Source organism: Micromonospora sp. WMMD1219 (genome assembly GCF_049315215.1).
In the GTDB taxonomy this organism is placed as follows: domain Bacteria; phylum Actinomycetota; class Actinomycetes; order Mycobacteriales; family Micromonosporaceae; genus Micromonospora; species Micromonospora tulbaghiae.
This window is the reverse complement of record NZ_CP186057.1, coordinates 3,860,123-3,882,300: the sequence shown is the minus strand read 5'-3', so window position 1 is coordinate 3,882,300 and position 22,178 is coordinate 3,860,123. Positions and strand designations below refer to the sequence as shown.

The following is a 22,178-nucleotide window of genomic DNA, read 5'->3' as shown; positions in this document are numbered from 1 at the left end:
CAAGAGGAGGCATCCGACGCCGGCCCCTACCAGGCCGCGCGACCTACCGTTCGGCGCAGGGCGTGCCGTCGACGGTGCAGCTCACCGGCCGGGTGCCGGCCCGCTCGATGTGGAACCGCACCGGCAGCGACTGCCCGGGGGCCAGGTCGAACCCGCTGCGGTAGGTGAACACGCCGTCGTCGAAGCGGAACACGCCCTGCTCGGCGCCCTCGACCCAGGCGGTGACCAGCCGGCCACCCGGGAACACCGCGCGCACCGTCCAGCCCCGCGCCGTACGCGCGGTGTTGACCAGCAGCACCTCACCGATGAATCCGCCGTCGAAGGCGCTCGGCACGCTGTACCGGCCGGTCACCGCCGACGGCGGCGTCGGAGAAGGCGTCGGAGGCAGCACCGGCCGGGCCACACCCCGGGGGCTGGGAGTCGGCGCGGCCGGAGTCGGCCGGGCGGGCAACAAGGTGGACCGGGGCGACAGGCCCGGCACCACCGCGGCGGTGGCGGAGACCGGCGACGGGCCGGTGGGAGTGACCGCCGTGGGCGTCGGCGCGACGTGCGGCAGCGACATCACCGGATCCGCCGGACCGGCCGCCGGGAACGTCCGCCGGCCCCGCACCGAACCGAGCGCCACCACCAGCAGGACCACCATCACGACCACGCCCGCGGCGACGAGGATCCAGGGAGACGAGGTCATGGCGGCCCCGGGCTGCGGGCCGGGACGACGCGTGCGGGACATGGTCCTCCTGTCGGGGTCCGGGCCAGAGTAGCCAGCCGGGCCGGGTCGCGGCGAGCATCGCGCCCGAGCTCTGCCGTCCGGTGCCTCGCACCTGATACCTTGCACGCCGATCAATGACCACAATGGCTCGTCGAGCCGGTAGGACGGTTGGCCAGTGACTGAGTGGCAGGACAGTATCCGGCGGGCGTCCGCGACGGACGCCGCCGTCGTGACGGCGATTTTCGCCGAGGCTTTCATGCGGGATCCGGTGAGCGGCTGGGTCTTCCCCGACGACGACCATCGTGCGCGTGTCCACCGCGCCTTCTTCGCACCGTTCGTCGCGTTCGCGCTGCGCACCGGTGAGGTGCACATCGCCGGCGACGGCCTGGGCGCCACGCTCTGGCTGCCCACCGGCGAGGGTCACGACGCCGAGGAAGGCGACGAGTTCGAAGGGATGGAGGCCGCTATCGGCGCGGAGGCCATGAAGCGGTTCGCCGTGCTGGACGAGATGATGAGCGCGCGGCACCCGGGCGAGCCGCACCTGTACCTGCCCTTCATCGGGGTGCACCCGGACCATCACGGCAAGGGCGTCGGCTCGGCGCTGCTGCGTAACAAGCTGGCCGAGCTGGATCAGGCCGGCACCGCGGCGTACCTGGAGGCCAGTTCGCCGCGCAACGCCGCGCTCTACGAGCGGCTCGGATTCCGGCGCCGTCCGGTCACGCTGGACCTGCCGGAGGGCCCCAGCCTCTACCCGATGTGGCGCGACCCGGCCTGACCGGTGCCGTCCCGCCCCGGCTCGGCCCGGGGCGGGACGTCATCGCCGTACCGTCGTGGTGGTGACGTCGAGCGCGCCCACGACGGCGGCGAGCAGCCCTTCGAGCTGAGCCGGCAGGAACCGGCGGCAGTCACGCATCCGCGCTGCCACCTGCGGATCGAAGATGTGCGCGGCCAGCCCGACCGCCTCGGCGAGGGTCGCCAGCAGCAGCGTCCCCGGGTCCAGCTCGGCCGGGGACGAGTGCATCAGCATCGCGGTCAGCCGCACCCGCGGTGAGGCCGCCTGGTTCGGGTCGATGGCCGGCCAGCGCACCGTCCGGCCGATCAGCTTGCCCTGCTCACGGCGGAGCACGCCGGCGGTGACCAGCCGGGTGCCCACCCGCTCGTTGATGTTGAGCTGGGTCCGCAGGTAGCGGATCCACAGCCGGGCCGGATGCGCCCCCTCACGGCGCAGGATCTCGGTGATCAGCAGATCGGTGAGCGGCTCCTGCCACAGCCGCGGATCGACAGCGGCGATCCCCCCTCCGTCGAGGGCGATCCGGCCCTCGAACATCAGCTCGGCGAGCGCGGCGCCGGCCAGCCCGCACTCCAGCCGGTCGACAGCGACGTGCGGCTTGCCGGTGAACTCGTCGTGTCCGATAAGGAACAGCGCATCCGCAAGCCGGTAAGTGGCCTGCGCCCCGGGGTAGGTCATGGTCCATCCTCGAACGGTGGCCGTGATCGTCGACACGGGACGGTACGGCATGACCACGCACAGCTCAATTCCGGCCGATCACGCGCACCCCAATCGATATCGAAGCGGGGTTGTCACGATACGTGATCACCAATACCCTGCTTCAGGTTGTTCCGAAGTAGACACCTCAATCCCCTCACCTCCCTCCCCTGGAGAAGCCTTGTCCTCCGATCCGTTCTTCTCCGACGGTGGGCTGCGCCGCGGTCGTCTCGGCACCGCTCACCTCGTCTTCTTCACCGTCGCCGCATCCGCCCCGCTGACCGTTCTCGGCGGTGGTGTCACCACCATGTACGCGGTCAGCGGCAACATCGGCGCCGCGCTCGGATACGTGCTCCTCGCCGCCGTGCTCGCCGTCTTCGCCACCGGCTACGCCGCGATGAGCCGGTACGTCGCCAACGCGGGCGCGTTCTACGCGTACATCGCCAACGGCCTCGGCCGGGCCGGCGGGGTGGCCGGCTCGGCTGTCGCGCTCGCGGCGTACAACGCGATCCAGATCGGTCTGTACGGCCTGCTCGGCGCGATCCTGGGCGACTTCATGTCCGCCAAGACCGGCATCGAGCTCGACTGGTGGGTCTGGGCGCTGCTGGCCTGGGTCTTCATCGGCGCGCTCGGCGTCCTGCGCATCGACCTCAACGCCACGGTGCTCGCGGTGCTGCTCATCCTCGAGTGCGTGGCCGTGCTGATCTTCGACCTGGTCGCCTTCGCCAACCCCGACGGCGGCACCGTCACCACCGCCGGCATCAGCCCCGGCCATCTGTTCGGCGCCGGCTTCGGCGCGGTGCTCGCGTTCACCATCGCCTCCTTCACCGGCTTCGAGAGCGGCGCCATCTACAGCGAGGAGGTCAAGGACCCGCGGCGCACCGTGGCCCGGGCCACCTACATCGCGGTGGCGTTCACCGGCCTGTTCTACGCCTTCTCGGCCTGGGCGCTGACCGTGCTCACCGGTCCGGAGAACGCCCCGGCGGCCAGCGCCGAGGCGGGACCGGGCATCATCTTCGGCGCGCTCGACCAGTACACCGGCGCGGTCGTCGCCGACATCGCCAACGTCCTGTTCATCACCAGCGTGCTGGCCGCCCTGCTGTCGTTCCACAACGGCGTGGCGCGCTACCTGTTCGCGCTGGGCCGGGAGCGGGTGCTGCCGGGCTTCCTCGGCGCCACCTCCAGCCGCAGCGGCGCACCGGTCGCGGGCTCGCTGGTGCAGAGCATCCTCGCCGTCGTGGTGTTCCTGGCGTTCGCGATGACCGGCCGTGACCCGGTCATCGACCTGTTCACCTGGCTGTCCGGCGCGGCGGCGGTCGGCGTCGTGCTGCTGATGACGCTCACCTCCGCCTCCGTGGTCGGCTTCTTCCGGGGCCGTCCCGGCCCGGAGAGCGCGTGGCAGCGGGCGATCGCCCCGGCGCTCGGCACGGTCCTGCTCACCGCCGTGCTGCTGGTGCTGCTGTTCAACTTCGACGCGCTGCTCGCCCCCGACACGGCGAGCTACCTGAAGTGGCTGCTGCCGGCGATCCCGGTGGCGGCGGGCGTGGTCGGCCTGATCTGGGGCGCGATCCTGCGCACCAGCCGGCCGGAGACGTACCGCCGGATCGGCCAGGTCACCGAGGAGGGCCTGCACGAGCCCGGCCTGCACCCGGCCCCCGAGGCCGACCGCTGGGCCGGCGCCCACCACCGCTGACGCCCGTCGGTGCGGCGGCCGGCCACGCGGGCCGGCCGCCGCACCACCACGATCAGGCGGTACGGATGACGGTGCAGATAACCGGGCCGTCCTCGGTGGTGCGCAGCAGGTAGCGGTAGCGCTCGCCGGGGACCGCGCCGCCCTGGCTGTCCAGGAACTCCCAGCGCACCGCCACCTCGGTGAGCAGCGCGGAGATCTGCTGCACGTCCTCGATCTGCGCGTTCGCGGCGACGAGTTCCCGCTCCTGGTAGTCCGGCGCGGCGCCGACGAAACTGAGTGCCACCGCAGCGGGCGAGGTGAACGAGAAGCTGTAGGTGTCGGCGACCACCAGCCCGGGCAGGGCGTAGCAGCCGGCGATGGCCGGCACGTCGGCAGTGGTCAGCGCCACGCCGTACCGGTCGAAGAAGTCGGTGAGCGTGTCGAGGTCGGTGGAAGCCGTCACGACGCTCCTCATTACCGGCCCGCCCCGGCGGCAAACCTTCCTCAGCGCGGCGGGATCCGTACCTCGATCTCGGCGCCGAGGTGCGCGCCGCCGCGCAGCGCCAGGTCGTCGCCGCTCCAGAACCGGCCCGGGTCGTACCAGTTGGGCCGTCGCCCGGCGGGCAGCAGGCCCATCGCCTCGTAGGTCACCGCGACCACCTCGGCGCAGTACGCGGTCTCCAGCGCGGCGGCGTTCTCCCTGCCGGCGTCGCCGATCCTGCTCGTGTCGCCGGTCTCGCCCCGGTCGCCGGTATCGCCCCGGTCGCCGGTATCGCCCCGGTGGCCGGTATCGCCTCGGTGGCCGGTATCGCCTCGGTGGCCGGTCTCGCCGGCCCTGCCCCGGCTGCCGGCCTCGCCCCTGTCGATGATCCTGTTCAGGATGCCGATCTGGTTCCGGTCGCCGGTCCTGCCCCGGAGGGCGCCGAGGCTCAGGCGGCGCGGGTGCGGCAGCCGGCCCCGCGCCCACCGCCAGGCGAGCTGCGCGGTGGACGGGAACGGCGTGCCGTCCAGGCGAGCCACGGTACGCAGCACCGCCTCCTCCATCGCCGTGTCGGCCGGTGGTTCGAGCTGGCGCAGCCAGCCCCGCTGGCCGTACCGGTTGGCCCAGACGCAGACCGCGTCCCGCAGGTCGTGCAGCTGCACGCCGCGCTGGTGGGTGCCGGTCCACATGTCCGGCAGCGAACGCCCCAGCTCGGCGTGCCACATCAGCGGCGGCATGTCGTCGAGCACCACCGCCATACCGACGTGGTTCACCGGGCTGTTCGTGGTGAGCTGGATGGCCCGGTCGGGCACGCTGCGTCCGCGGAACACCCACAGGTCGCCGGTGCGGGTCAGCTCCACTGCCTCGTCCAGGCTGATGCTCATGGAGGACTACCCTATGCGGATGCGGCAACGGATGCGGTGGTGGAAGGTACTCGGACTCGCGGGTCTCGCCGGCGTCGCGGCGACCGGAGTGGTGGTGGCGCGGGCCGAACGGCGGCGCCGGGCGTACACCCCGGAGGAGATCCGGGAGCGGCTGCGCGAGCGGCACGCCAAGGCCTCCTCGTCCTGACCGGACAGTCGGGGGCGGCGGATTCTCCTACCATCGCAATGATGGGAACCGTTTTCTGGGAGAGCCCATTCGTCCTCGATCCTCCGCCCGCCGCCGTCGAGCGGCACGGCGACGTCGACCTGCACGTGCCCACCGGCGACGGCCGGCATCCCGCGGTCGTCGTCGTGCACGGCGTACCGGGACCGTCCGAGGCGCCCGACGCGCGGGACTGGCCGCTCTACCGGGGCTACGGCGCGCTGCTCGCCGAGGCGGGCGTGCTGGCCGCGACCCCCCGGCTCACCGTGGCCAGCCCGGACGACCTGTACACGGTCGCCGCCCGGGTCGCCGCCACCGCCGAACTGCTTCGCGCCGACCCGCGCGTCGACCCCGACCGGCTCGGCCTCTGGTTCTTCTCCGGCGCCGGCCTGCTGCTCGGCGACTGGCTCCGCGACCCGCCGGTCTGGCTGCGCGGCGTGGCCGCGACCTATCCGCTGCTGGCCCCGCTGCCCGGATGGCCCCCGGTGGACCCGCGCTTCCGCCCGATAGACGCCCTCGACCTGCCCTCGGACCGGACCGACGCCGCGCAGGCGGAGGGCGCGGCGGGGCCGACGCTCGTGCTGACCCGGGCGGGGCGGGAACGGCCCGAGGTCGCCCCCACCATCGAGGCGTTCACGGTGGTCGCGCGGCGGCGCGGCATCCCGCTGTGCGTGGTGGACGTGCCGAACGGACAGCACGGATTCGACGCGCTGGACCACACCGAGGAGTCTCGGGCCGCAGTCCGCACCGCCCGCGACACCTTGATCACCCTGCTCACCACCCCCTGATCCCGGCCGCACCGCCCACTTTCCAGGACCACTGTCCCGCAAGGCGGAACGCGCCCACCGCGTTGATCATGAAGTTGGCGGCGACAAATCAGACACCAGCCACCGCCAACTTCATGATCGACGGGGCAGGGCAGCGCGCCCGGCGTCGCGCGCATCCCGTGCACCCCACTCACCCGGTCCGGCGGTCCACCGCGCCCCGCCCCTGCCCCGCCGCCGGTCGCCGCCCATCGCCCATCCGGCCGAGCTGTCCCGCCTGTCCCACCTGTCCCTCCTGTCCCGGCCCGCTCCGGTCCGCTCCGGTCCGCCCCGGTCCGCCCCACCCCGCCGACCCGGCCCCTCCCGTCCGCCCTGCTCCACCCCACCCGCCTCGATCCGCGTCGGTGATCAAGGAGTTTGTGTCCCTGCGGGAGCCCTCCCAGGACACAAACTCCTTGATCACCGCGCGGGGTGCGCCGGGACGAAAGGCGAGCCAGCACGAAGGCGAGCCGGCCTGAAGGCGAGCCGGCGTCAGGGCGGAACGGGGCGAGGAGAGCGCGGTGCGGCCCTGGCCGGTGATGTCCTGGAAGCGCTGGACTGGGTCGTCCGCCTTCTGGCCGTGGGGCGAAGGGGGTCAGCGGTCGGCGGCGGGGACCGGGGCGGGCTGGTCGGAGGGCTCGGACACGTGCAGGCGCTTGGCCCGGCGGCGCAGCCACGCGGTGCTGACCACGCCGGCCAGCACGGCCAGCACCAGCCCGGCCCAGGAGATGTCCTTGAGCCAGTGCTCGGCAGCCTGCCCGAGATAGAACAGCAGGTAGGTGGTGCCGAACGCCCACACCAGCCCGCCTGCGGCGTTGGCGACCAGGAACCGGCGGTACGGCACGCGCAGCGCCCCGGCTAGCGGCCCGGCGAGGATGCGCAGCAGCGCGACGAACCGTCCGAAGAACACCGCCCAGACGCCGTGCCGGGCGAAGCTCAGCTCGGCGCGGGCCAGGTGTGCCGGGCCGAGGTGTTTCGGGAAGCGCCGGCCGAGTCGTTCCAGCAGGGGGCGGCCACCTCGGCGGCCCACCGCGTACCCGATGGAGTCGCCGATGATGGCGCCGGTGGCCGCGGCGGTCGCCACCCACTCGGGCCCGACGGCGCCGGTGGCGGCGAGCAGCGCGGCGCTGACCAGCACGATCTCGCCGGGCAGCGGGATGCCCATGCTCTCCACCCCGATCACGCCGCCCACGAGCAGGCAGATCAGGGCCGGCGGGAGCGCGGCGAGCCAGTGCTGTACGTCGACCACCCGCCGACCCTACCCGCGCCGGGTCAGCCCGCGGGGGCCAGGAACTCCAGCCGGTTGCCGTGCGGGTCGTACGTGTGGAACCGCCGCATGCCGGGAATCTCGTCGTCGCCCCAGGTCACGGCGTGTCCGGCGGCGTCGAGGCGGGCGGCCAGCTCGTCCAGGTCGGGGCGCAGCAGCGCGGGGTGCGCCTTGCGGGCGGGCCGGAAGTCGTCCTCGACGCCCAGGTGCAGCTCGGTGTCGTACCCGGTGAACCAGCAGCCGCCGCGGGCGGCGAGGGCCGGGGGTTTGGGCTTCTCGGTGAGGCCGAGCAGCCCGGTGTAGAAGGAGCGGGACGCGTCCTCGGAGCCGCGGGGGCAGGCGAGCAGGACGTGATGGATCATGGTGGCACCTCCTCGTCCCGCAGCGTGGCACGAGGTTGCACGAATAGCAAGACGGACGTACGGTTTTGTAGAGACCGACGCAGGTAAGTGTTGCCTAAGCACGGCAGCGCCCCGGTCGGTGCGACAAACTGCTCAGGACTACTCACGGTCGCTGGTGTGAAGGAGTACGACGTGGCGAGCCTCGACACCTTCGGTGCGAAGACCCAGCTACGCGTCGGAGACGCGAGCTACGAGATTTTCAGGATCGACAAGGTGGAGGGCCACGAGCGGCTGCCCTACAGCTTGAAGATCCTGCTGGAGAACCTGCTGCGGACCGAGGACGGCGCGAACATCACCGCCGACCACATCCAGCAGCTCGGCGCGTGGGACGCCACCGCCGACCCGAGCGTGGAGATCCAGTTCACCCCGGCCCGGGTGCTGATGCAGGACTTCACCGGCGTGCCCTGCGTGGTCGACCTGGCCACCATGCGCGAGGCGGTCCGTGACCTGGGCGGCGACGCCACCAAGGTCAACCCCCTCGCTCCGGCCGAGCTGGTCATCGACCACTCGGTCATCGCCGACCTGTTCGGCCGCGAGGACGCCTTCGAGCGCAACGTCGAGCTGGAGTACGAGCGCAACAAGGAGCGCTACCAGTTCCTGCGCTGGGGCCAGACCGCGTTCAACGAGTTCAAGGTCGTCCCGCCGGGCACCGGCATCGTGCACCAGGTCAACATCGAGTACCTGGCTCGTACGATCATGGAGCGCAACGGCCAGGCGTACCCGGACACGGTCGTCGGCACCGACTCGCACACCACCATGGTCAACGGCCTGGGCGTGCTGGGCTGGGGCGTCGGCGGCATCGAGGCCGAGGCCGCGATGCTCGGCCAGCCGGTCAGCATGCTGATCCCCCGCGTGGTCGGCTTCAAGCTCTCCGGTGAGATGCCGGCCGGCACCACCGCCACCGACCTGGTGCTGACCATCACCGAGATGCTGCGCAAGCACGGCGTGGTCGGCAAGTTCGTCGAGTTCTACGGCCCCGGCGTGAGCGCCGTGCCGCTGGCCAACCGCGCCACCATCGGCAACATGTCGCCGGAGTACGGCTCGACCGTGGCGATCTTCCCGATCGACGCCGAGACCGTCCGCTACCTGGAGCTGACCGGCCGCGACGCGTCCCAGGTGGCGCTGGTCGAGGCGTACGCCAAGGAGCAGGGCCTCTGGCACGACCCGGAGCGCGAGCCGGAGTACTCCGAGCGCCTGGAGCTGGACCTCGGCACCATCGAGCCGTCGCTGGCCGGCCCGAAGCGCCCGCAGGACCGGGTGCCGCTGGGCAGCGCCAAGACGCTGTTCCGCGCCGCGCTCAGCGACTACGTGGCCGCCGACGAGACCGGCGGCGACCCGGGCCGCAAGCCGGGCGTGCCGCAGCAGGAGAAGCCGTTCGGCGCCGACGGCCCGGCCGACGAGGCGTCGGCCGAGTCGTTCCCGGCCAGCGACTCCCCCGCCAACGGCGTCAACGACCCGGCGGACGCGCCGCGCGACCTGGAGACCGCCGCTGTGGGCGCGGGCGGCCGGGCGAGCAATCCGGTACGCGTGACCAGCGCCGACGGCGTCGAGTACGAGCTGGACCACGGCGCCGTGGTGATCGCCGCGATCACCTCCTGCACCAACACCTCGAACCCGCAGGTGATGATCGGCGCCGCGCTGCTGGCCCGCAACGCGGTGGAGAAGGGCCTGGCCCGCAAGCCGTGGGTGAAGACCACCCTGGCGCCGGGCTCGAAGGTCGTCATGGACTACTACGACCGCGCCGGCCTCACGCCGTACCTGGAGAAGCTCGGCTTCAACCTGGTCGGCTACGGCTGCACCACCTGCATCGGCAACTCCGGCCCGCTGCCGGAGGAGGTCTCCGCCGCCGTCAACGACGGTGACCTGGCGGTCGTGTCGGTGCTGTCCGGCAACCGCAACTTCGAGGGCCGGATCAACCCGGACGTCAAGATGAACTACCTGGCGTCCCCGCCGCTGGTGGTCGCGTACGCGCTCGCCGGCACCATGGACATCGACCTGGCCAACGAGCCGATCGGCGAGGACGCCCAGGGCAACCCGGTGTTCCTGCGGGAGATCTGGCCGAACAGCGCCGAGATCCAGGACGTCATCGCCTCCGCGATCGGCGCGACCGGCTTCAGCGCCGCGTACGCCGACGTGTTCGCCGGTGACGAGCGCTGGCAGTCGCTGCCGACCCCGACCGGTGACACGTTCTCCTGGGACGGCGAGTCGACCTACGTGCGCAAGCCCCCGTACTTCGAGGGCATGCAGCAGGAGCCGACCCCGGTGCAGGACATCGCGGACGCGCGGGTGCTGGCGAAGCTGGGCGACTCGGTGACCACCGACCACATCTCCCCGGCCGGTTCGATCAAGGCGGACTCCCCCGCCGGCAAGTACCTGGCCGAGCACGGCGTGGCCCGGCACGAGTTCAACTCGTACGGCTCCCGCCGGGGCAACCACGAGGTGATGATCCGGGGCACGTTCGCCAACATCCGGCTGCGCAACCAGCTCGTCCCGGGCGTGGAGGGCGGCTTCACTGTGAACCACCTGACCGGCGAGCAGACCTCGATCTACGACGCCTCGATGGCCTACCAGGAGGCGGGCGTCCCGCTGGTCATCCTGGCCGGCAAGGAGTACGGCTCCGGCTCGTCGCGTGACTGGGCGGCCAAGGGCACCATGCTGCTGGGCGTGAAGGCGGTCATCGCCGAGTCGTACGAGCGGATCCACCGCTCGAACCTGATCGGCATGGGCGTGCTGCCGCTGCAGTTCCCGGGCGGCGAGACCGCCGAGTCGCTGGGCCTGACCGGCACCGAGACGTTCTCGATCAGCGGCGTCACCGCGCTCAACGACGGCGACACCCCGCGTACGGTGAAGGTCACCACCGACACCGGCGTGGAGTTCGACGCCGTGGTCCGCATCGACACCCCGGGTGAGGCGGACTACTACCGGCACGGCGGCATCCTGCAGTACGTGCTGCGCCGCATGATCGCGAGCTGATTCGCGTACGGCTGACACAGGGCCGCTTCCCGCTCCGGCGGGGAGCGGCCCTCGCCGTACCCCGGCCGCATCAACCCGGTTCCTGACGTCGACCCGCCGCTGAGCCCGGTCAGGCCAGGCGCGCGGCGTACACGTGCACCGGATCCCCCGATCCGGACGTGGTCGCACGCTCGAAGCTCAGCCCGATCCGCTCCGCGACCCGCTGTGAGGGCGTGTTGTCGGGGTGGATGATCGCGATGAGGCGGTCGACGGCCAGCCGGTCGCGCGCGTGGTCGCGACACGCGGCCGCCGCCTCCGTGGCGAATCCGCGACCCTGCATCCCGGTCCGCAGGTGGTAACCGACCTCGACCTCCGTCACCCCGTCCACCGACTGCGGAGTGAGACCGCAGTCGCCGACGAACTCGCCTGTCGCCCGTGACCTGAGCACCCACAGTCCGAAGCCGTGCCCGCGATAGAGGCCCTCGTTCCAGCGGATCCAGTCCAGCGCCTCCGACCGGGTCTTCGGTCGCGGGTAGTAACGCATCACGAGCGGGTCGCCGAGCATGGCGGCCATGTCGTCGAGGTCGTCGACGGTCATCTCGGCGAAGGTCAGTCGCTCGGTGGCAGGCGGCGGATCAGCAGTCATCGTGGTTCCGGTCGCTTCGTCACGGCTTCGAGGCTACCGAGATCGATCGCCGCTCACGGACCGGCGGCAACGAACGGCCCGCCGAAGCCGGCACCCCACTCATTGCTAAATTGCAATTCGATGATGTCCCCGCCCTCCCCGATCGCACATCCGACACTGCAAACAATCGACGTCCATGATTCGTTGACATGCTCCGAATCCCGTCGATACGTTGCCGACATCGCGATGAACAACGGGGGCGCTCCAGTTTCGATCCGGGAATCGAACACTGGGAAGGATTTCATGAAGACGACGATCAGACTTCTGGCCCTGCCGGCCCTGATCCTGCCGGCGATCCTCGCCGGCACTCCGGCGCTGGCCGGCACCGGCACCACCGCGGGCACGGCCGCTCCGGCCGCTGTCACGTCGATCGAGCGCAAGGCGGGGTCGTCCGCGCAGGCCAGGGCCTACTGGACGGCCGAGCGCATGGCAGCGGCCACTCCGGCCGACGAGGTGGAGAAGTCCGCCGGCCCGGTCACCCAGAGTCCTGTGGCGGAGCGGGTGCGGCGCTTCGCGGAGGCGGTGGCGCCGAAGGACGGCAGCGGGTTCGGCGCCCAGCTGAACGAGTCGATCACGGTGGGGAAGATCTTCTACACCAGTTCGACCGACGGTCTCGGCCACTACTGCTCCGCGAGCGTGGTGAACAGCCCGGCGCGCAACATGGTCTTCACGGCCGCGCACTGTGTGCACGACGGGCCGGGCCGGGACTGGCACACCGCGAACTGGATGTTCGTGCCGTCGTACCGCAACGGCGCGCAGCCGTACGGCACCTGGGACTGGTCCACGCTCGCGGTGCCGAGCGGCTGGATCAGCACCCGCGAGCGGCAGTACGACGTGGCGGTCGCGCTCGTCTACGGCAGCCGGTCGATCGTGGACGCGGTCGGCGCGAACGGGCTGCTCACCGGCGGTGGCCGGGCGTACCACTACGACATCTTCGGCTACCCGAGCAACAAGGACAGCGGTGAGGTCCAGTGGGTCTGCTCGGGCACGTCGCGGGACGCGGGCAGCAACCGGATCGAGATGAACTGCGGCTTCGGAGGCGGTTCGAGCGGCGGTCCGTGGTACTACAGCTACGACAACACCACCAGGCGCGGTGACGTGCACGGGGTGATGAGCTACTCGAGCGGCTCGAACACGAACGGCTCGCCGTACTTCTCCGCCGCGGTGGTGGGGACGCTCTACAACACGTACGCGAACGACACCTGGTGAACGACGACGGTCCGCCTGGTGTGCCGCCCGGCGCACCAGGCGGACCGGTGCCGGTCGGACCGGCACCCGGCCCCGGAGGAGGCGACATGTCCCATCGTGCGCTGCTCGGCGCGGCCGCCGTCGCGGCGCTCGCCGTGGCCGCGGCCGTCGTGGTCGTCGCGGCTCGCGACGGGGGCGCGCGGCGACCGGCGCCGCCCGGCCCGGTGGTCGCGACGCACAATCCGAGCCCCGGCGCCACCGATCCGTCCGAATACTGGACGAGGGAACGAATGCGGGACGCGATCGGCGACTGATTCACCGAATTGCGTCCGCCGGATCTGCGGCCGCCGGAATCGAATGCGCAATTCCCATTCCCAGCGGGTCATGAGTGCCGGCGAGTCCTCACGGAACAGTGTCGGAGTAGACCTCGACGTCGTAGAGCAGTTGCACGTTGCGGCGGCCGTTGGTGACGCCGACGAAGACCGGGTCACCAGCCGGGGTGCGACCCTGGCGCCACACCTGTTCCCGGGCCGCTTCCCGCGACTCGTGATGGACGCCGCCCTCGCGATGCGTCTGGAGGACGCGGCGGGCGGTGGTGGGGTCGCTGTCGAGGTGGATCCGTAGCAGGGGCACGGCGCGCCCTCCTGCCTACTGTCGACGCCGGACTTTCGCCTGTTCGATCAGCTTACCGTTGTTAAGCTACCTGTCCAGTGAACTAGAGTGGCTCCATGACAGCGACAGAGCCCGGTGCGCCGACGACACCGGTGTGGCTGCGGGCAGTGCCGCCGCGGGCGCGGCGCAAGCCGCCGCTGACCCTCGAACGCATCGTGGAACTCGCGGTGACGGTGCTGGACGAGCAGGGCGTCGAGGGCCTGACGATGCGCTGCCTCGCCCAGCGGCTCGACGTGACCGCCACCGCGCTCTACTGGCACGTGAAGACGAAGGACGACGTCCTGGACCTGGCCGTCGACCACATCTTCGGCGACGTGCCGGTGCCGGACGACGGCGACGACTGGATGGACGACGTCCGTGTCCTCGTCCGGGCGTGGCGCGGCGCGATGCTGCGCCATCCCTGGGCACCCCGGCTGGTCGGACGCCCGATGCTCGGGCCCAACGTCCTGGCCCGTACCGAGTTCCTCCAGTCGGCGCTCGTGCGCGGCGGCTGCGGCGGTCTTCACCTCGCGGTCGCCACGAGAATGCTGGCCAACTACGTCATCGGCGCCTCGCTCACGGAGGCCACGTGGCACCAGACCGCGGACCCGGGCGCGAGAGCCGCAGCCCGCGACCACATCGCCGCGAGCGCCGGCGCCTATCCGACCCTCAGCGCCTCCGGCCATCTCGACGACACCCGATGGGACGACGACCTGCTGTTCGAGAAGGGCCTCGACGCCGTCATCCGCGCGGCGGCACGGGCAGGAACGCCGGACTGACCACGCTCGCCTCTCAGCCGGCGGCGCTCTCCAGCACGGCCTTGAGCCGGGCCAGGTCCGCCTGAACGAGCGCGGTGTCCCGGTCGAAGTCCACGTCGCTCATGCCGGGCATCCGCCGCAGGCTGAACACCACCTCGGTGGCGTCCCCGTCGGCGATGGCGCGCAGCGGCACGTAGACCGTCTCGCCCGATGGCGTCAGCACCTCGTGGTCGAGCACGCCGTACTCGTTGGCCGGGGCGAACGTCAGCCGCGCCCGCCCTTCGGGCGTGTCCACGTACCAGTGGCCGTCGACGAGCACGACCGAGCCGCCGAGGCCCGGGGCCCAGCGGGGCAGGTTCGCCGGGTCGGCGGCGAAGGCGTAGACCTCCGCAACCGGACGGTCGATGTGGACGCTGAGGTGCCGGGACTCCGAGGCCATGCGCCGATGATGGCACGCTGTCGGACGCCCGCGTTACGCTGCCGCCGATTCCGACCGACCCCCGGGAGACGACCACATGGGCATGGTGTTCACCGCACGCCGGCTGTCCGGCGAGGACCTGGCGACGGTGCTGGCCGACCCGGACGCGGTCGGCACGCTGTTCGACGGCGGTCCGGACGAACTCGACCTCGACAAGGCGTGGCACGGGCTGCACTACCTGCTGAACGGCACCACGTACGAGGTCCGGGGCGACGCCGGCCCGGCGATCATCGGGGGCGACCCGATCGGGCCGGACCTCGGCATGGGCCCGGCCCGGCTGCTCATGCCCGACGCCGTGCGCGCCGTGGCCGCCGGGCTCGACGCGGTCGACGACGCGACGCTGCGGGCCCGCTTCGATCCGGCGGCCATGTCGGAGGCCGAGATCTATCCGCACATCTGGGACGACGGCGAAGACGAGTTCGACAACTACCTGCTGCCGAACTTCACCGCCCTGCGCGACTTCTACCGCGACGCGGCGGCGAGCGGAGACGCCGTGCTGCTCGCCGTCACCTGACCCGCCGGAAACGAGCCGCTGGAGACGAGCCGCCGGCAACGGGTGCGCGCCGACAGCCCGGGCGCCGGTAGCGTGCCGGCGTGGGACTCGACGCGTTCGTGTACTGCCGGTGCTGGCAGGACGGCCTCGCCACCCCGTGCCCGGTCGGGCCGGTCGGCTACGACGAGGACGGCTGTCTCGCGTTGTTGCGGCCGTGGGAGGGCAACAAGGCCGCGCACCGCACGTTCGACGCCTGGCAGGCGGAGGCGTGCCCGCACAAGGCAATGGAGCAGGCGAACGAGCACGTATCCAACTGGGCCGGTGTGCGGCTGTTCCAGCAGGCGCTACGCGCCGCCGGCGAGCACCGTTTCCCGACGCTCGCCGCCGCGCTGCCGGACGCCAACGGCGGCTCACTCACTGCCGACCAGGCAGCGGTCGCGCTCGCCGAGCTGGACGCGTTCGCCCGCACCGCCCGGATCACCGACGAGGTGGAGCTGGTCGACGAGGCGACCGGCGCGGTCGTGATGCAGTACGTCGAGGCATACCGCGGGTTGTTCATGTTCGGCCCGGGCTTTCAGGCCGGGGTCGATCCGGACGGCTTCTTCGTCCTCGACCGCGCCGACCCGCCGGTCACGCTGTTCCGGGCCGTCCGGTTCGGCCAGCGGCCGCTGCCCGGCGACCGGGTGGAGTTCACCGCCGGGGGGACGCGGACGGTGGTGGCGATGCGGCCGGTGGGCGAGCACGGCGAGCCGCCGCCCGAACGGCTCGCGGTACGGACCCGGAGCCGGTCGGGCGGCGACTTCGCCTACATCGTGGAACCGCTGCGCCGGCTGTGCGCGGCGTCGGTGGCGACCGGCAACCCGGTCATGTGGTACTGACGAGCGCCGCTCACCACGGGATCGTGCCCGCGTCCTCGAAGTAGCCGCCGGTCGGCCCGTCGTCCGGCAGCGTCGCCAGCCGGATTCCGATCGCCGCGCCCTGCTGTGGGGTCCGCACGCCCCGGAAGCTGTTGAGGTCGGTCGCGGTGAAACCCGGGCAGGCGGCGTTGATCAGGATGCCCGTGCCGGCGAGCGCCCGCGCGTACTGGATGGTCACCGCGTTGAGCATGCTCTTCGACGGCGAGTACGCCACCGACAGCGGGCCGGTCTGATGTTCGCCCTCCGAGGCGCTCTGCCGGGTCAGCGAGCCGACGCCACTGGACATGTTGACGATCCGCGGCGAGGCCGAGCGGCGCAGCAACGGCAGCATCGCCTCGGTCACCCGGACCACCCCGATCACGTTCACCTCGACCGCGGTCCGGATGGTCGCGAGGTCGACGTCACCCGGGTGCTGCGGCATGCCACCTGTCACGCCCGCGTTGTTGACCAGCACGTCCAGCCCGCCGGCCTCCGTCTCCAGCAGCCGGGCGGCGGCGGCCACGCTCGCGTCGTCGGTCACGTCCAGCGGTACGCCGAACGCGTCCACGCCGCCCGCGCGCAGCTTCGCGACCGCCTCCGCGAGCCGTTGCTCGTCCCGGGCGCCGACGCCCACCCGCCAGCCCAGCGCGCCCAGGCCCGCCGCGATCTCGTACCCGATGCCCTTGTTCGCGCCCGTCACCAGCGCGATCGTCCGTTCGCTCATGCTCTCGATCCTGTCCGCGCGGCGGGCGGGCCTCCAACACCACCTCGGTAGCGGCCGATACCCGGCGGGTATCGATCCGGCGGTACGGTGGCGGGATGGAGACGCGGGAGCTTCGCTACTTCGTCGCGGTCGCCGAGGAACTGCATTTCGGCCGCGCCGCGCGCCGCCTGGGCATCGCCCAGCCGCCGCTGTCGCGCGCGATCCGGCAACTCGAACGGCGCCTCGGCGTGACGCTGCTGGAACGGGACAGCCGCAGCGTCGCGCTCACCGCCGCCGGTGCGGTGCTGCTCCGGGAGGGCCGGGCCGCCCTGGACGCCGTGGACGCCGCCGACCGCCGTACCCGCCGCGCCGGTCAGGCCGTGAACGGCGGCCCCGGGCTGGTGCTGGCGACCAAGGCGGGCGCGTCGAGCGAGCTGCTGCCGAAACTGCTCGACGCGTACGCGGCCGAGCCGGACGCGGTCCCCGTCGAGGTGCTGCTGTGCGGCATCGGCGAACAGGAACGGCTGCTGCGCGACGGGCGGGCCGACGTGGCGCTGCTGCACCTGCCGTTCGACTCGACCACCGGGCTGGACACCGAGGAACTCGTCACCGAGCAGCAGGTGGCGGTCCTGCCGGCCGCCCATCCGCTGGCCCGGCGGCCGCACCTCCTCATGGCCGAGGTGGAGACGCTGCCCGGCCTGCCGATGCCGCGCTGGCCCCGGGCCGACGGGTCGTATCCGGACGGTCCGGGCCCCGAGGTCCGGGACCACGCCCAGTTGTTCCAGCTCATCGCGCTCGGCCGTACCGCTGTCGTGCTGCCGGAGTCAGTCCGGACGCTGCTGCTCGCCGACCTGACCGCCGTGCCGGTGCCGGACGCTCCGGCGGTGACCACTGTGATCGCGTGGCCGCCGCACAGCCGGTCCCGGTCCCTCGCCGCCCTGATCCGGACCGCCACCCGCCTGTAGCGACCGCCCTTACGACAGGTCCTTGCGCATCTGCTGGGTGACCACCCGGTAGCCGGACGTCTCGTACAGCTTGCGTGCCGTCTCGTTGGCGCCGAAGACGTTGAGCTCCAGCGCCTGCGCGCCCCGCTCCCGGGCCGCCCGCTCCCCGGCCGCGAGCAGCGCCCGCCCGAGGCCCCGGCCCCGGTGCCCGGCGGCGACCTCGATGTCGTAGAGGAACGCGCAGCCGGCGAGCCCGCGCGGGTGGGTGAGGCCGATCCACAGGCGTCCCACCGGCGAGCCGTCGGCCAGCACGCCGAGCAGGAACAGCATGCCGGGCGTCGCCATGCCCTGCGGCAGGAAGGCCGCGCTTTCCTGCCGGGCCCGGTCGAGCGCCTCCTCCGGAGTCCAGTTGCCGGCGGCCACGTGCTCCCGCGCGTAGCCGGCGGCGAGTTCGTCCTGCCAGCTGTCGAACTCGTCCGGGGTCATCGCCCGGACGCTCACCTCGGTCATCGCCACTCCCCCGTCGATGTGTGACCGTTCAGTCCTCGGCGGCGCGGCGGCGCGCCTCCCGCAGCTTCATGGCGTGCTCCAGCAGCGTGATCAGCACCTCCTTGGCCGACTCCCGCTTGCGCGCGTCGCACAGCACCACCGGTACGCCCGGGTCCAGGTCGAGCGCGGCCTGCACCTCGTCGAGACGGAACGTCTTGGCGCCCTCGAAGCAGTTCACCGCCACCACGAAGGGCGTACCGCGTCCCTCGAAGTAGTCGATCGACGGGAAGCAGTCGGCCAGCCGGCGGGTGTCGGCGAGCACCACCGCACCGAGCGCGCCGAGTGCCAGCTCGTCCCAGACGAACCAGAACCGGTCCTGCCCGGGCGTGCCGAACAGGTAGAGCACCAGGTCGTCGCTGATGGTGATGCGGCCGAAGTCCATCGCCACGGTGGTGGTCGACTTCTCCTCGATGCCGGACAGGTCGTCGATGCCGATCCCGGTCTCGGTCAGCACCTCCTCGGTCCGCAGGGGCCGGATCTCGCTGACCGCGCCGACCATCGTGGTCTTGCCGACGCCGAACCCGCCCGCGATCAGGATCTTGATCGCGGTGGGCAGCGGCGCGGCGCCCGCCGGCCGCTCAGAGCGCCCGTAGTCCATTGATTACCGCCTCGAAAACGTGCTCGTCGGGAAGGCCGGCGGTGGTCGCGCGCGGCTCGCGTACCTGTACCAGGCTGCGGGCGGCCAGGTCTCCGAGGAGGACCCGGACCGTGCCCACCGGCAGGTCGAGATGGGCGGCGATCTCGGCCACGGAGAGGATCCGCTGGCAGAGGCCGACGATCGCCACGTGCTCCGGGCCCAGCCCGGACTCCGACCCGACATCCGTGCGGGTCGAGGTGACCAGCGAGATCAGGTCGAACGTGCCGGTCACCGGGCGGGCCCGGCCTCCGGTCACCGCGTACGGGCGCACCACCGGGCCGGCGTGGTCGTCCACCCACTCCTGCTCCGCGGAGTCCCCCCGGCCGGTCATCGTGCCGCGTTCTCGCCGAGGGGCTGTTCCCGGGTCGGTGACGCGACGAACCGGCCGACCCGGGTGACGAGCATGGCCATCTCGTACGCGATCAGGCCGACGTCCGCGTCCTCCGAGGCCAGCACCGCCAGGCAGGCGTTGCGCCCGGCCGCGGTGACGAACAGGAAGGAGGACTGCATCTCGATGATGGTCTGCTGTACGTGCCCGCCACCGAACCGCTTGCCCGCGCCGCGGGCCAGGCTCTGGATGCCGGCCGCCATGGCCGCCAGGTGCTCGCCGTCGTCCCGGCTCAATCCGCGGGACGAGGCCATCAACAGTCCGTCGGTGGAGAGCGCCACGGCGTGCTCCGCCTGCTTGACCCGGCCGACCAGGTCATCCAGCAGCCACGTCAGATCCGCGCTCGAAGCCGTCTTCTGCGCCACTCGTCGTCCTCATCTTCCCGGCTTGTGTGCCGTCAACTTCCGGTTTCCGTCGCGTCGACGTCCCGGTCAGGTAACCTGCTCGTCCGCGTCGGCCGGCCCGCCGCCGGCCCCCTGGGCTCCACCGAGCAAGCGCGCGGCATCGGTACGGCCGCGTCGGGTACCGCTCTGGTAGGAGCTCATCATCCGGCGCACCTGCTCCGGTGCACGCGCCGTGTCGTCGTCGGCGGCGTCGTCCTCCGCCTCGGTCTGGTCGTGCCGCAGCTCCGGCGCGAGGCTGGCCTGGCGTACCCGGACCGGCAGTCCCGCGTCGGTGACAGGCGCGGTCTCCGGCTCCGTCGCCGGCGACGCGTCAGGCTCGTCGGTCGTGGCGGCGGGCCGCCGCTCCACCACCGCCAGCTCCGTGGTGGGCCCCGCCACCCCGGGCTGCCGCTTGCGGGTACGCGCGGGCAGCCCGGAGGGGGTCAGCCGGGGTGCCCGCGCCACCGGCTCCGGCGCCTGCGGGGCGGGCTCGGCCGGCTGGTCCGGTTCGGTGTCACCGTCCGGGCCGGACGGGGTCGCCGGCCCGTCGCCGTCGCGCGTGCTCCGCGCCGGATCCGGTGCGGGCGCCGCCGGCAGGGCCGTCCCGGGGGCGGGCAGGGCGTCGGCCGCGTCGGCGCCGTCGGCGGTGATCAGTTCACGCGGGATCAGCACCACCGCCGTCGTCCCGCCGTACGCGGACTCCTTGAGCTGTACCTTGACGCCGTGCCGCTCGGTGAGCCGGCTGACCACGAACAGGCCGAGCCGGGCGGCGTCGGCCAGGTTCAGCTCGGACCGGTCGACGATGCGCGCGTTGGCGGCGGCCAGCTCGTCGGCGCTCATGCCGAGGCCGCGGTCCTCGATCTCGACGGCGAAGCCGTTGGCCACGAGCTGGCCGCGGACCTCCACTGTGGTCTGCGGCGGCGAGAAGGAGAGTCCGTTCTCGATCAGCTCGGCCAGCAGGTGGATGACGTCACCGACGGCGCGGCCGGTGAGCGCCACCTCGCCCAGCGGGCGCACGGTGACCCGCGTGTAGTCCTCGACCTCGGCGACGGCGCCGCGGACCACGTCGACCATGGGGACGTTGCGCCGCCAGGCCCGGCCCGGAGTCGAGCCGGAGAGCACGATCAGGTTCTCCGCGTTGCGCCGCATCCGGGTGGCCAGGTGGTCGACCCGGAACAGGTCCTCCAGTTCCTCGGCGTCGTGTTCCCGCCGTTCCATCGCGTCCAGCAGCGTGAGCTGCCGGTGCACGAGCGCCTGGGTACGCCGGGCCAGGCTGAGGAACACGTCGCGTACGCTGCGGCGCAGCTCGGCCTGCTCGACGGCGGTGCGGACGGCGGTCTCCTGGACGACGTTGAACGCCTTGCCCACCTGGCCGATCTCGTCGTCGCCGAACTGCAACGGCGGCGCCTCGCGGGCGACGTCCACCTCCTCGCCGCGGCCCAGTCGTTCCACCACGCTCGGCAGGCGTTCGTGCGCCAGCTTGAAGGCGGCCTCGCGCAGCCGTTCGAGCTGGCGGACGAGCGCCCGTGCCGTGGTGATCGAGACGACCACGGACGCGATGACGGCGATCAGGCCGAGACCGGCGGCGAGCACCAGCCGCACGATGACGCCGATCGCGACCGGCATGGCCCGGGACACGATGTCCTCACCGCCGGCGAGGATCACCTCCCGCAGGTCGGCCATCGCCTTCTCGGCGGCGGCCTGCCACGCCGCGGCGCTCACCGGCGGGCGCACCTCGGCGCCCTTGGCCGCGAGCACCTGGTCCTGGAGCGTGCGGAGCTGCTGGAACGCGTCGCCCTCGACCATCCGTTCGAAGCGGGCGCGGTCGCTCGGGGCGAGTTCCCGGGAGGTGCGGTCGGCGAGGAACCACTGCGCGCCGACCAGGCGGGCGAACGCGGTCTGCTCGCCGACGGTGATCCGGTTGGCCGCGATCGCGCCGGTGATCAGCGCGTCCTGTTGGGACAGCAGCTCCCGGGACCGGTTGAGGTCGATGAGCGCGGCGGTGTCCTCGGCGATCTCGTCGTCGTCGAGGCCGCCGAGGGCGTCGAACACCGCGAAGATCCCGTCGACCGCCTCGTCGTACGCGATGAGCGTGGTGGTCCGGTCGATGGTCTTGCGGCTGACGTCGGCGCGTACCTGGCCGAGCTGGTCCAGCTCGGTCTTCAGCTCGTCGAGCCGGCTCATCAGTTCTTCGCTGGCCGGGATCTCGGTGCGCCAGTCCCGCACCGAGCGCCACAGCGCGCCGGCGGTCTCGTCGGTACGGGCGCGCTGGGCCTCCAGCTCCTGCAACCGGCCCGGGTCGGACTCGCCGAGGTAGCGCAGCGACAGCCGGCGCTCGGCCTGCAGCTCCTGCAGCAGCGGGTCGCTCGGCTCGAAGACGCGCGCGTTGAGCGTCTGCACGCCGAGCAGGTTGAATCCGTCCCGTACGGTCACCCACGCGGCGAACGCCCAGAGCGCGGTCAGCGACGCCAGCAGCGCGATGATCTTCGTACGGAGATTCGTACTGCGGGAACCCATCACACCGTCCTGGCCCGGTCTTCGGTCGGTTCGGAATCCGATCGACTCCGG

The 22,178-nt window shown here is 72.2% G+C and carries 27 protein-coding genes; 11 read left to right on the top strand and 16 right to left on the bottom strand.

Annotation, left to right across the window (positions count from 1 at the left end):
- Nucleotides 1-43: 43 nt before the first annotated feature.
- Nucleotides 44-730, bottom strand: a complete 687-nt coding sequence (locus tag ACN27C_RS18735; protein ID WP_422747055.1) for a cellulose binding domain-containing protein — start codon at nucleotides 728-730, stop codon at nucleotides 44-46.
- Between the two features lie 235 nt (nucleotides 731-965).
- Between ACN27C_RS18735 and ACN27C_RS18730 the strand changes: the two genes are divergently transcribed.
- Nucleotides 966-1,484, top strand: coding sequence for a GNAT family N-acetyltransferase (locus ACN27C_RS18730; protein WP_233585606.1), 519 nt, complete (start codon nucleotides 966-968; stop codon nucleotides 1,482-1,484).
- Between the two features lie 39 nt (nucleotides 1,485-1,523).
- Here the strand turns inward: ACN27C_RS18730 and ACN27C_RS18725 are convergent, their stop codons facing one another.
- Nucleotides 1,524-2,177, bottom strand: a complete 654-nt coding sequence (locus tag ACN27C_RS18725) for a GOLPH3/VPS74 family protein (RefSeq protein ID WP_018788275.1) — start codon at nucleotides 2,175-2,177, stop codon at nucleotides 1,524-1,526.
- A gap of 199 nt (nucleotides 2,178-2,376) precedes the next feature.
- Here ACN27C_RS18725 and ACN27C_RS18720 point away from each other — a divergent pair, with 199 nt between their 5' ends.
- Complete coding sequence (locus ACN27C_RS18720) at nucleotides 2,377-3,888, top strand: APC family permease (RefSeq protein WP_422747052.1); 1,512 nt, start codon at nucleotides 2,377-2,379, stop codon at nucleotides 3,886-3,888.
- A gap of 52 nt (nucleotides 3,889-3,940) precedes the next feature.
- Here the strand turns inward: ACN27C_RS18720 and ACN27C_RS18715 are convergent, their stop codons facing one another.
- A complete protein-coding gene (locus ACN27C_RS18715) occupies nucleotides 3,941-4,330 on the bottom strand; it encodes a hypothetical protein (RefSeq protein WP_030274248.1) in 390 nt (129 codons plus the stop codon).
- A gap of 41 nt (nucleotides 4,331-4,371) precedes the next feature.
- Nucleotides 4,372-5,232: a hypothetical protein gene (locus tag ACN27C_RS18710; RefSeq protein ID WP_422747049.1), complete on the bottom strand. Its 861-nt coding sequence runs from the start codon at nucleotides 5,230-5,232 to the stop codon at nucleotides 4,372-4,374.
- On the opposite strand from ACN27C_RS18710, the gene ACN27C_RS18705 reads away from it, so the two are divergent.
- Both ACN27C_RS18705 and ACN27C_RS18700 read left to right on the top strand, forming a co-directional pair.
- Nucleotides 5,231-5,419, top strand: a complete 189-nt coding sequence (locus ACN27C_RS18705; protein ID WP_145751969.1) for a hypothetical protein — start codon at nucleotides 5,231-5,233, stop codon at nucleotides 5,417-5,419. The genes ACN27C_RS18710 and ACN27C_RS18705 overlap by 2 nt on opposite strands.
- 41 nt (nucleotides 5,420-5,460) lie before the next feature.
- Entirely contained in the window at nucleotides 5,461-6,222 is a 762-nt protein-coding gene (locus ACN27C_RS18700; RefSeq protein WP_422747046.1) for a hypothetical protein, read from the top strand.
- A 610-nt stretch (nucleotides 6,223-6,832) separates the two neighbouring features.
- Here ACN27C_RS18700 and ACN27C_RS18695 read toward each other — a convergent pair.
- Both ACN27C_RS18695 and ACN27C_RS18690 read right to left on the bottom strand, forming a co-directional pair.
- Entirely contained in the window at nucleotides 6,833-7,486 is a 654-nt protein-coding gene (locus tag ACN27C_RS18695; protein ID WP_358174435.1) for a DedA family protein, read from the bottom strand.
- Between the two features lie 23 nt (nucleotides 7,487-7,509).
- Nucleotides 7,510-7,866: a VOC family protein gene (locus ACN27C_RS18690; protein WP_120568965.1), complete on the bottom strand. Its 357-nt coding sequence runs from the start codon at nucleotides 7,864-7,866 to the stop codon at nucleotides 7,510-7,512.
- Between the two features lie 156 nt (nucleotides 7,867-8,022).
- Between ACN27C_RS18690 and ACN27C_RS18685 the strand changes: the two genes are divergently transcribed.
- Nucleotides 8,023-10,878, top strand: a complete 2,856-nt coding sequence (locus ACN27C_RS18685) for an aconitate hydratase (RefSeq protein WP_121683053.1) — start codon at nucleotides 8,023-8,025, stop codon at nucleotides 10,876-10,878.
- Between the two features lie 109 nt (nucleotides 10,879-10,987).
- On the opposite strand, the gene ACN27C_RS18680 is transcribed toward ACN27C_RS18685, so the two are convergent.
- Both ACN27C_RS18680 and ACN27C_RS18675 read right to left on the bottom strand, forming a co-directional pair.
- Nucleotides 10,988-11,503: a GNAT family N-acetyltransferase gene (locus ACN27C_RS18680; RefSeq protein ID WP_422747042.1), complete on the bottom strand. Its 516-nt coding sequence runs from the start codon at nucleotides 11,501-11,503 to the stop codon at nucleotides 10,988-10,990.
- Nucleotides 11,504-11,556: 53 nt separating this feature from the next.
- Nucleotides 11,557-11,787 (bottom strand): hypothetical protein, encoded by a 231-nt coding sequence (locus ACN27C_RS18675; RefSeq protein WP_422747040.1) that lies wholly within the window; start codon nucleotides 11,785-11,787, stop codon nucleotides 11,557-11,559.
- Here ACN27C_RS18675 and ACN27C_RS18670 point away from each other — a divergent pair.
- Nucleotides 11,786-12,751: a trypsin-like serine peptidase gene (locus ACN27C_RS18670; RefSeq protein WP_120568962.1), complete on the top strand. Its 966-nt coding sequence runs from the start codon at nucleotides 11,786-11,788 to the stop codon at nucleotides 12,749-12,751. The genes ACN27C_RS18675 and ACN27C_RS18670 overlap by 2 nt on opposite strands.
- A gap of 86 nt (nucleotides 12,752-12,837) precedes the next feature.
- Nucleotides 12,838-13,044 carry a hypothetical protein gene (locus ACN27C_RS18665; protein ID WP_120568961.1) on the top strand — a complete coding sequence of 69 codons (207 nt, stop codon included), beginning with the start codon at nucleotides 12,838-12,840 and terminating at the stop codon, nucleotides 13,042-13,044.
- A gap of 88 nt (nucleotides 13,045-13,132) precedes the next feature.
- On the opposite strand, the gene ACN27C_RS18660 is transcribed toward ACN27C_RS18665, so the two are convergent.
- Nucleotides 13,133-13,363 (bottom strand): hypothetical protein, encoded by a 231-nt coding sequence (locus tag ACN27C_RS18660; protein WP_120568960.1) that lies wholly within the window; start codon nucleotides 13,361-13,363, stop codon nucleotides 13,133-13,135.
- A gap of 95 nt (nucleotides 13,364-13,458) precedes the next feature.
- On the opposite strand from ACN27C_RS18660, the gene ACN27C_RS18655 reads away from it, so the two are divergent.
- The gene (locus tag ACN27C_RS18655) at nucleotides 13,459-14,160 is read left to right on the top strand and encodes a TetR/AcrR family transcriptional regulator (protein WP_422747037.1); all 702 of its coding nucleotides are present in this window, start codon (nucleotides 13,459-13,461) and stop codon (nucleotides 14,158-14,160) included.
- Nucleotides 14,161-14,173: 13 nt separating this feature from the next.
- Here the strand turns inward: ACN27C_RS18655 and ACN27C_RS18650 are convergent, their stop codons facing one another.
- Nucleotides 14,174-14,578 carry an SRPBCC family protein gene (locus ACN27C_RS18650; protein ID WP_422747035.1) on the bottom strand — a complete coding sequence of 135 codons (405 nt, stop codon included), beginning with the start codon at nucleotides 14,576-14,578 and terminating at the stop codon, nucleotides 14,174-14,176.
- Between the two features lie 76 nt (nucleotides 14,579-14,654).
- On the opposite strand from ACN27C_RS18650, the gene ACN27C_RS18645 reads away from it, so the two are divergent.
- Complete coding sequence (locus ACN27C_RS18645) at nucleotides 14,655-15,131, top strand: YfbM family protein (protein ID WP_128137375.1); 477 nt, start codon at nucleotides 14,655-14,657, stop codon at nucleotides 15,129-15,131.
- An 80-nt stretch (nucleotides 15,132-15,211) separates the two neighbouring features.
- Nucleotides 15,212-15,988: a hypothetical protein gene (locus ACN27C_RS18640; protein ID WP_364774407.1), complete on the top strand. Its 777-nt coding sequence runs from the start codon at nucleotides 15,212-15,214 to the stop codon at nucleotides 15,986-15,988.
- A gap of 10 nt (nucleotides 15,989-15,998) precedes the next feature.
- Here the strand turns inward: ACN27C_RS18640 and ACN27C_RS18635 are convergent, their stop codons facing one another.
- Nucleotides 15,999-16,730, bottom strand: coding sequence for an SDR family oxidoreductase (locus tag ACN27C_RS18635; protein WP_121683060.1), 732 nt, complete (start codon nucleotides 16,728-16,730; stop codon nucleotides 15,999-16,001).
- 95 nt (nucleotides 16,731-16,825) lie between these two features.
- Here ACN27C_RS18635 and ACN27C_RS18630 point away from each other — a divergent pair, with 95 nt between their 5' ends.
- Nucleotides 16,826-17,674, top strand: coding sequence for a LysR family transcriptional regulator (locus ACN27C_RS18630; RefSeq protein ID WP_422747032.1), 849 nt, complete (start codon nucleotides 16,826-16,828; stop codon nucleotides 17,672-17,674).
- Between the two features lie 9 nt (nucleotides 17,675-17,683).
- On the opposite strand, the gene ACN27C_RS18625 is transcribed toward ACN27C_RS18630, so the two are convergent.
- The 5 genes from ACN27C_RS18625 to ACN27C_RS18605 form a co-directional block, all read right to left on the bottom strand.
- On the bottom strand, nucleotides 17,684-18,163 hold the full coding sequence (locus ACN27C_RS18625) for a GNAT family N-acetyltransferase (RefSeq protein ID WP_120568953.1): 480 nt from the start codon (nucleotides 18,161-18,163) through the stop codon (nucleotides 17,684-17,686).
- Between the two features lie 28 nt (nucleotides 18,164-18,191).
- Nucleotides 18,192-18,800 carry a GTP-binding protein gene (locus ACN27C_RS18620; RefSeq protein WP_422747029.1) on the bottom strand — a complete coding sequence of 203 codons (609 nt, stop codon included), beginning with the start codon at nucleotides 18,798-18,800 and terminating at the stop codon, nucleotides 18,192-18,194.
- Nucleotides 18,781-19,170, bottom strand: a complete 390-nt coding sequence (locus ACN27C_RS18615; protein ID WP_013287416.1) for a DUF742 domain-containing protein — start codon at nucleotides 19,168-19,170, stop codon at nucleotides 18,781-18,783. Before ACN27C_RS18615 ends, ACN27C_RS18620 begins: the two co-directional genes overlap by 20 nt.
- A complete protein-coding gene (locus ACN27C_RS18610; RefSeq protein WP_013287417.1) occupies nucleotides 19,167-19,592 on the bottom strand; it encodes a roadblock/LC7 domain-containing protein in 426 nt (141 codons plus the stop codon). The genes ACN27C_RS18615 and ACN27C_RS18610 overlap by 4 nt, the downstream gene beginning before the upstream one ends.
- Before the next feature lie 66 nt (nucleotides 19,593-19,658).
- The gene (locus tag ACN27C_RS18605) at nucleotides 19,659-22,127 is read right to left on the bottom strand and encodes a nitrate- and nitrite sensing domain-containing protein (RefSeq protein WP_422747026.1); all 2,469 of its coding nucleotides are present in this window, start codon (nucleotides 22,125-22,127) and stop codon (nucleotides 19,659-19,661) included.
- Between the last annotated feature and the right edge of the window lie 51 nt (nucleotides 22,128-22,178).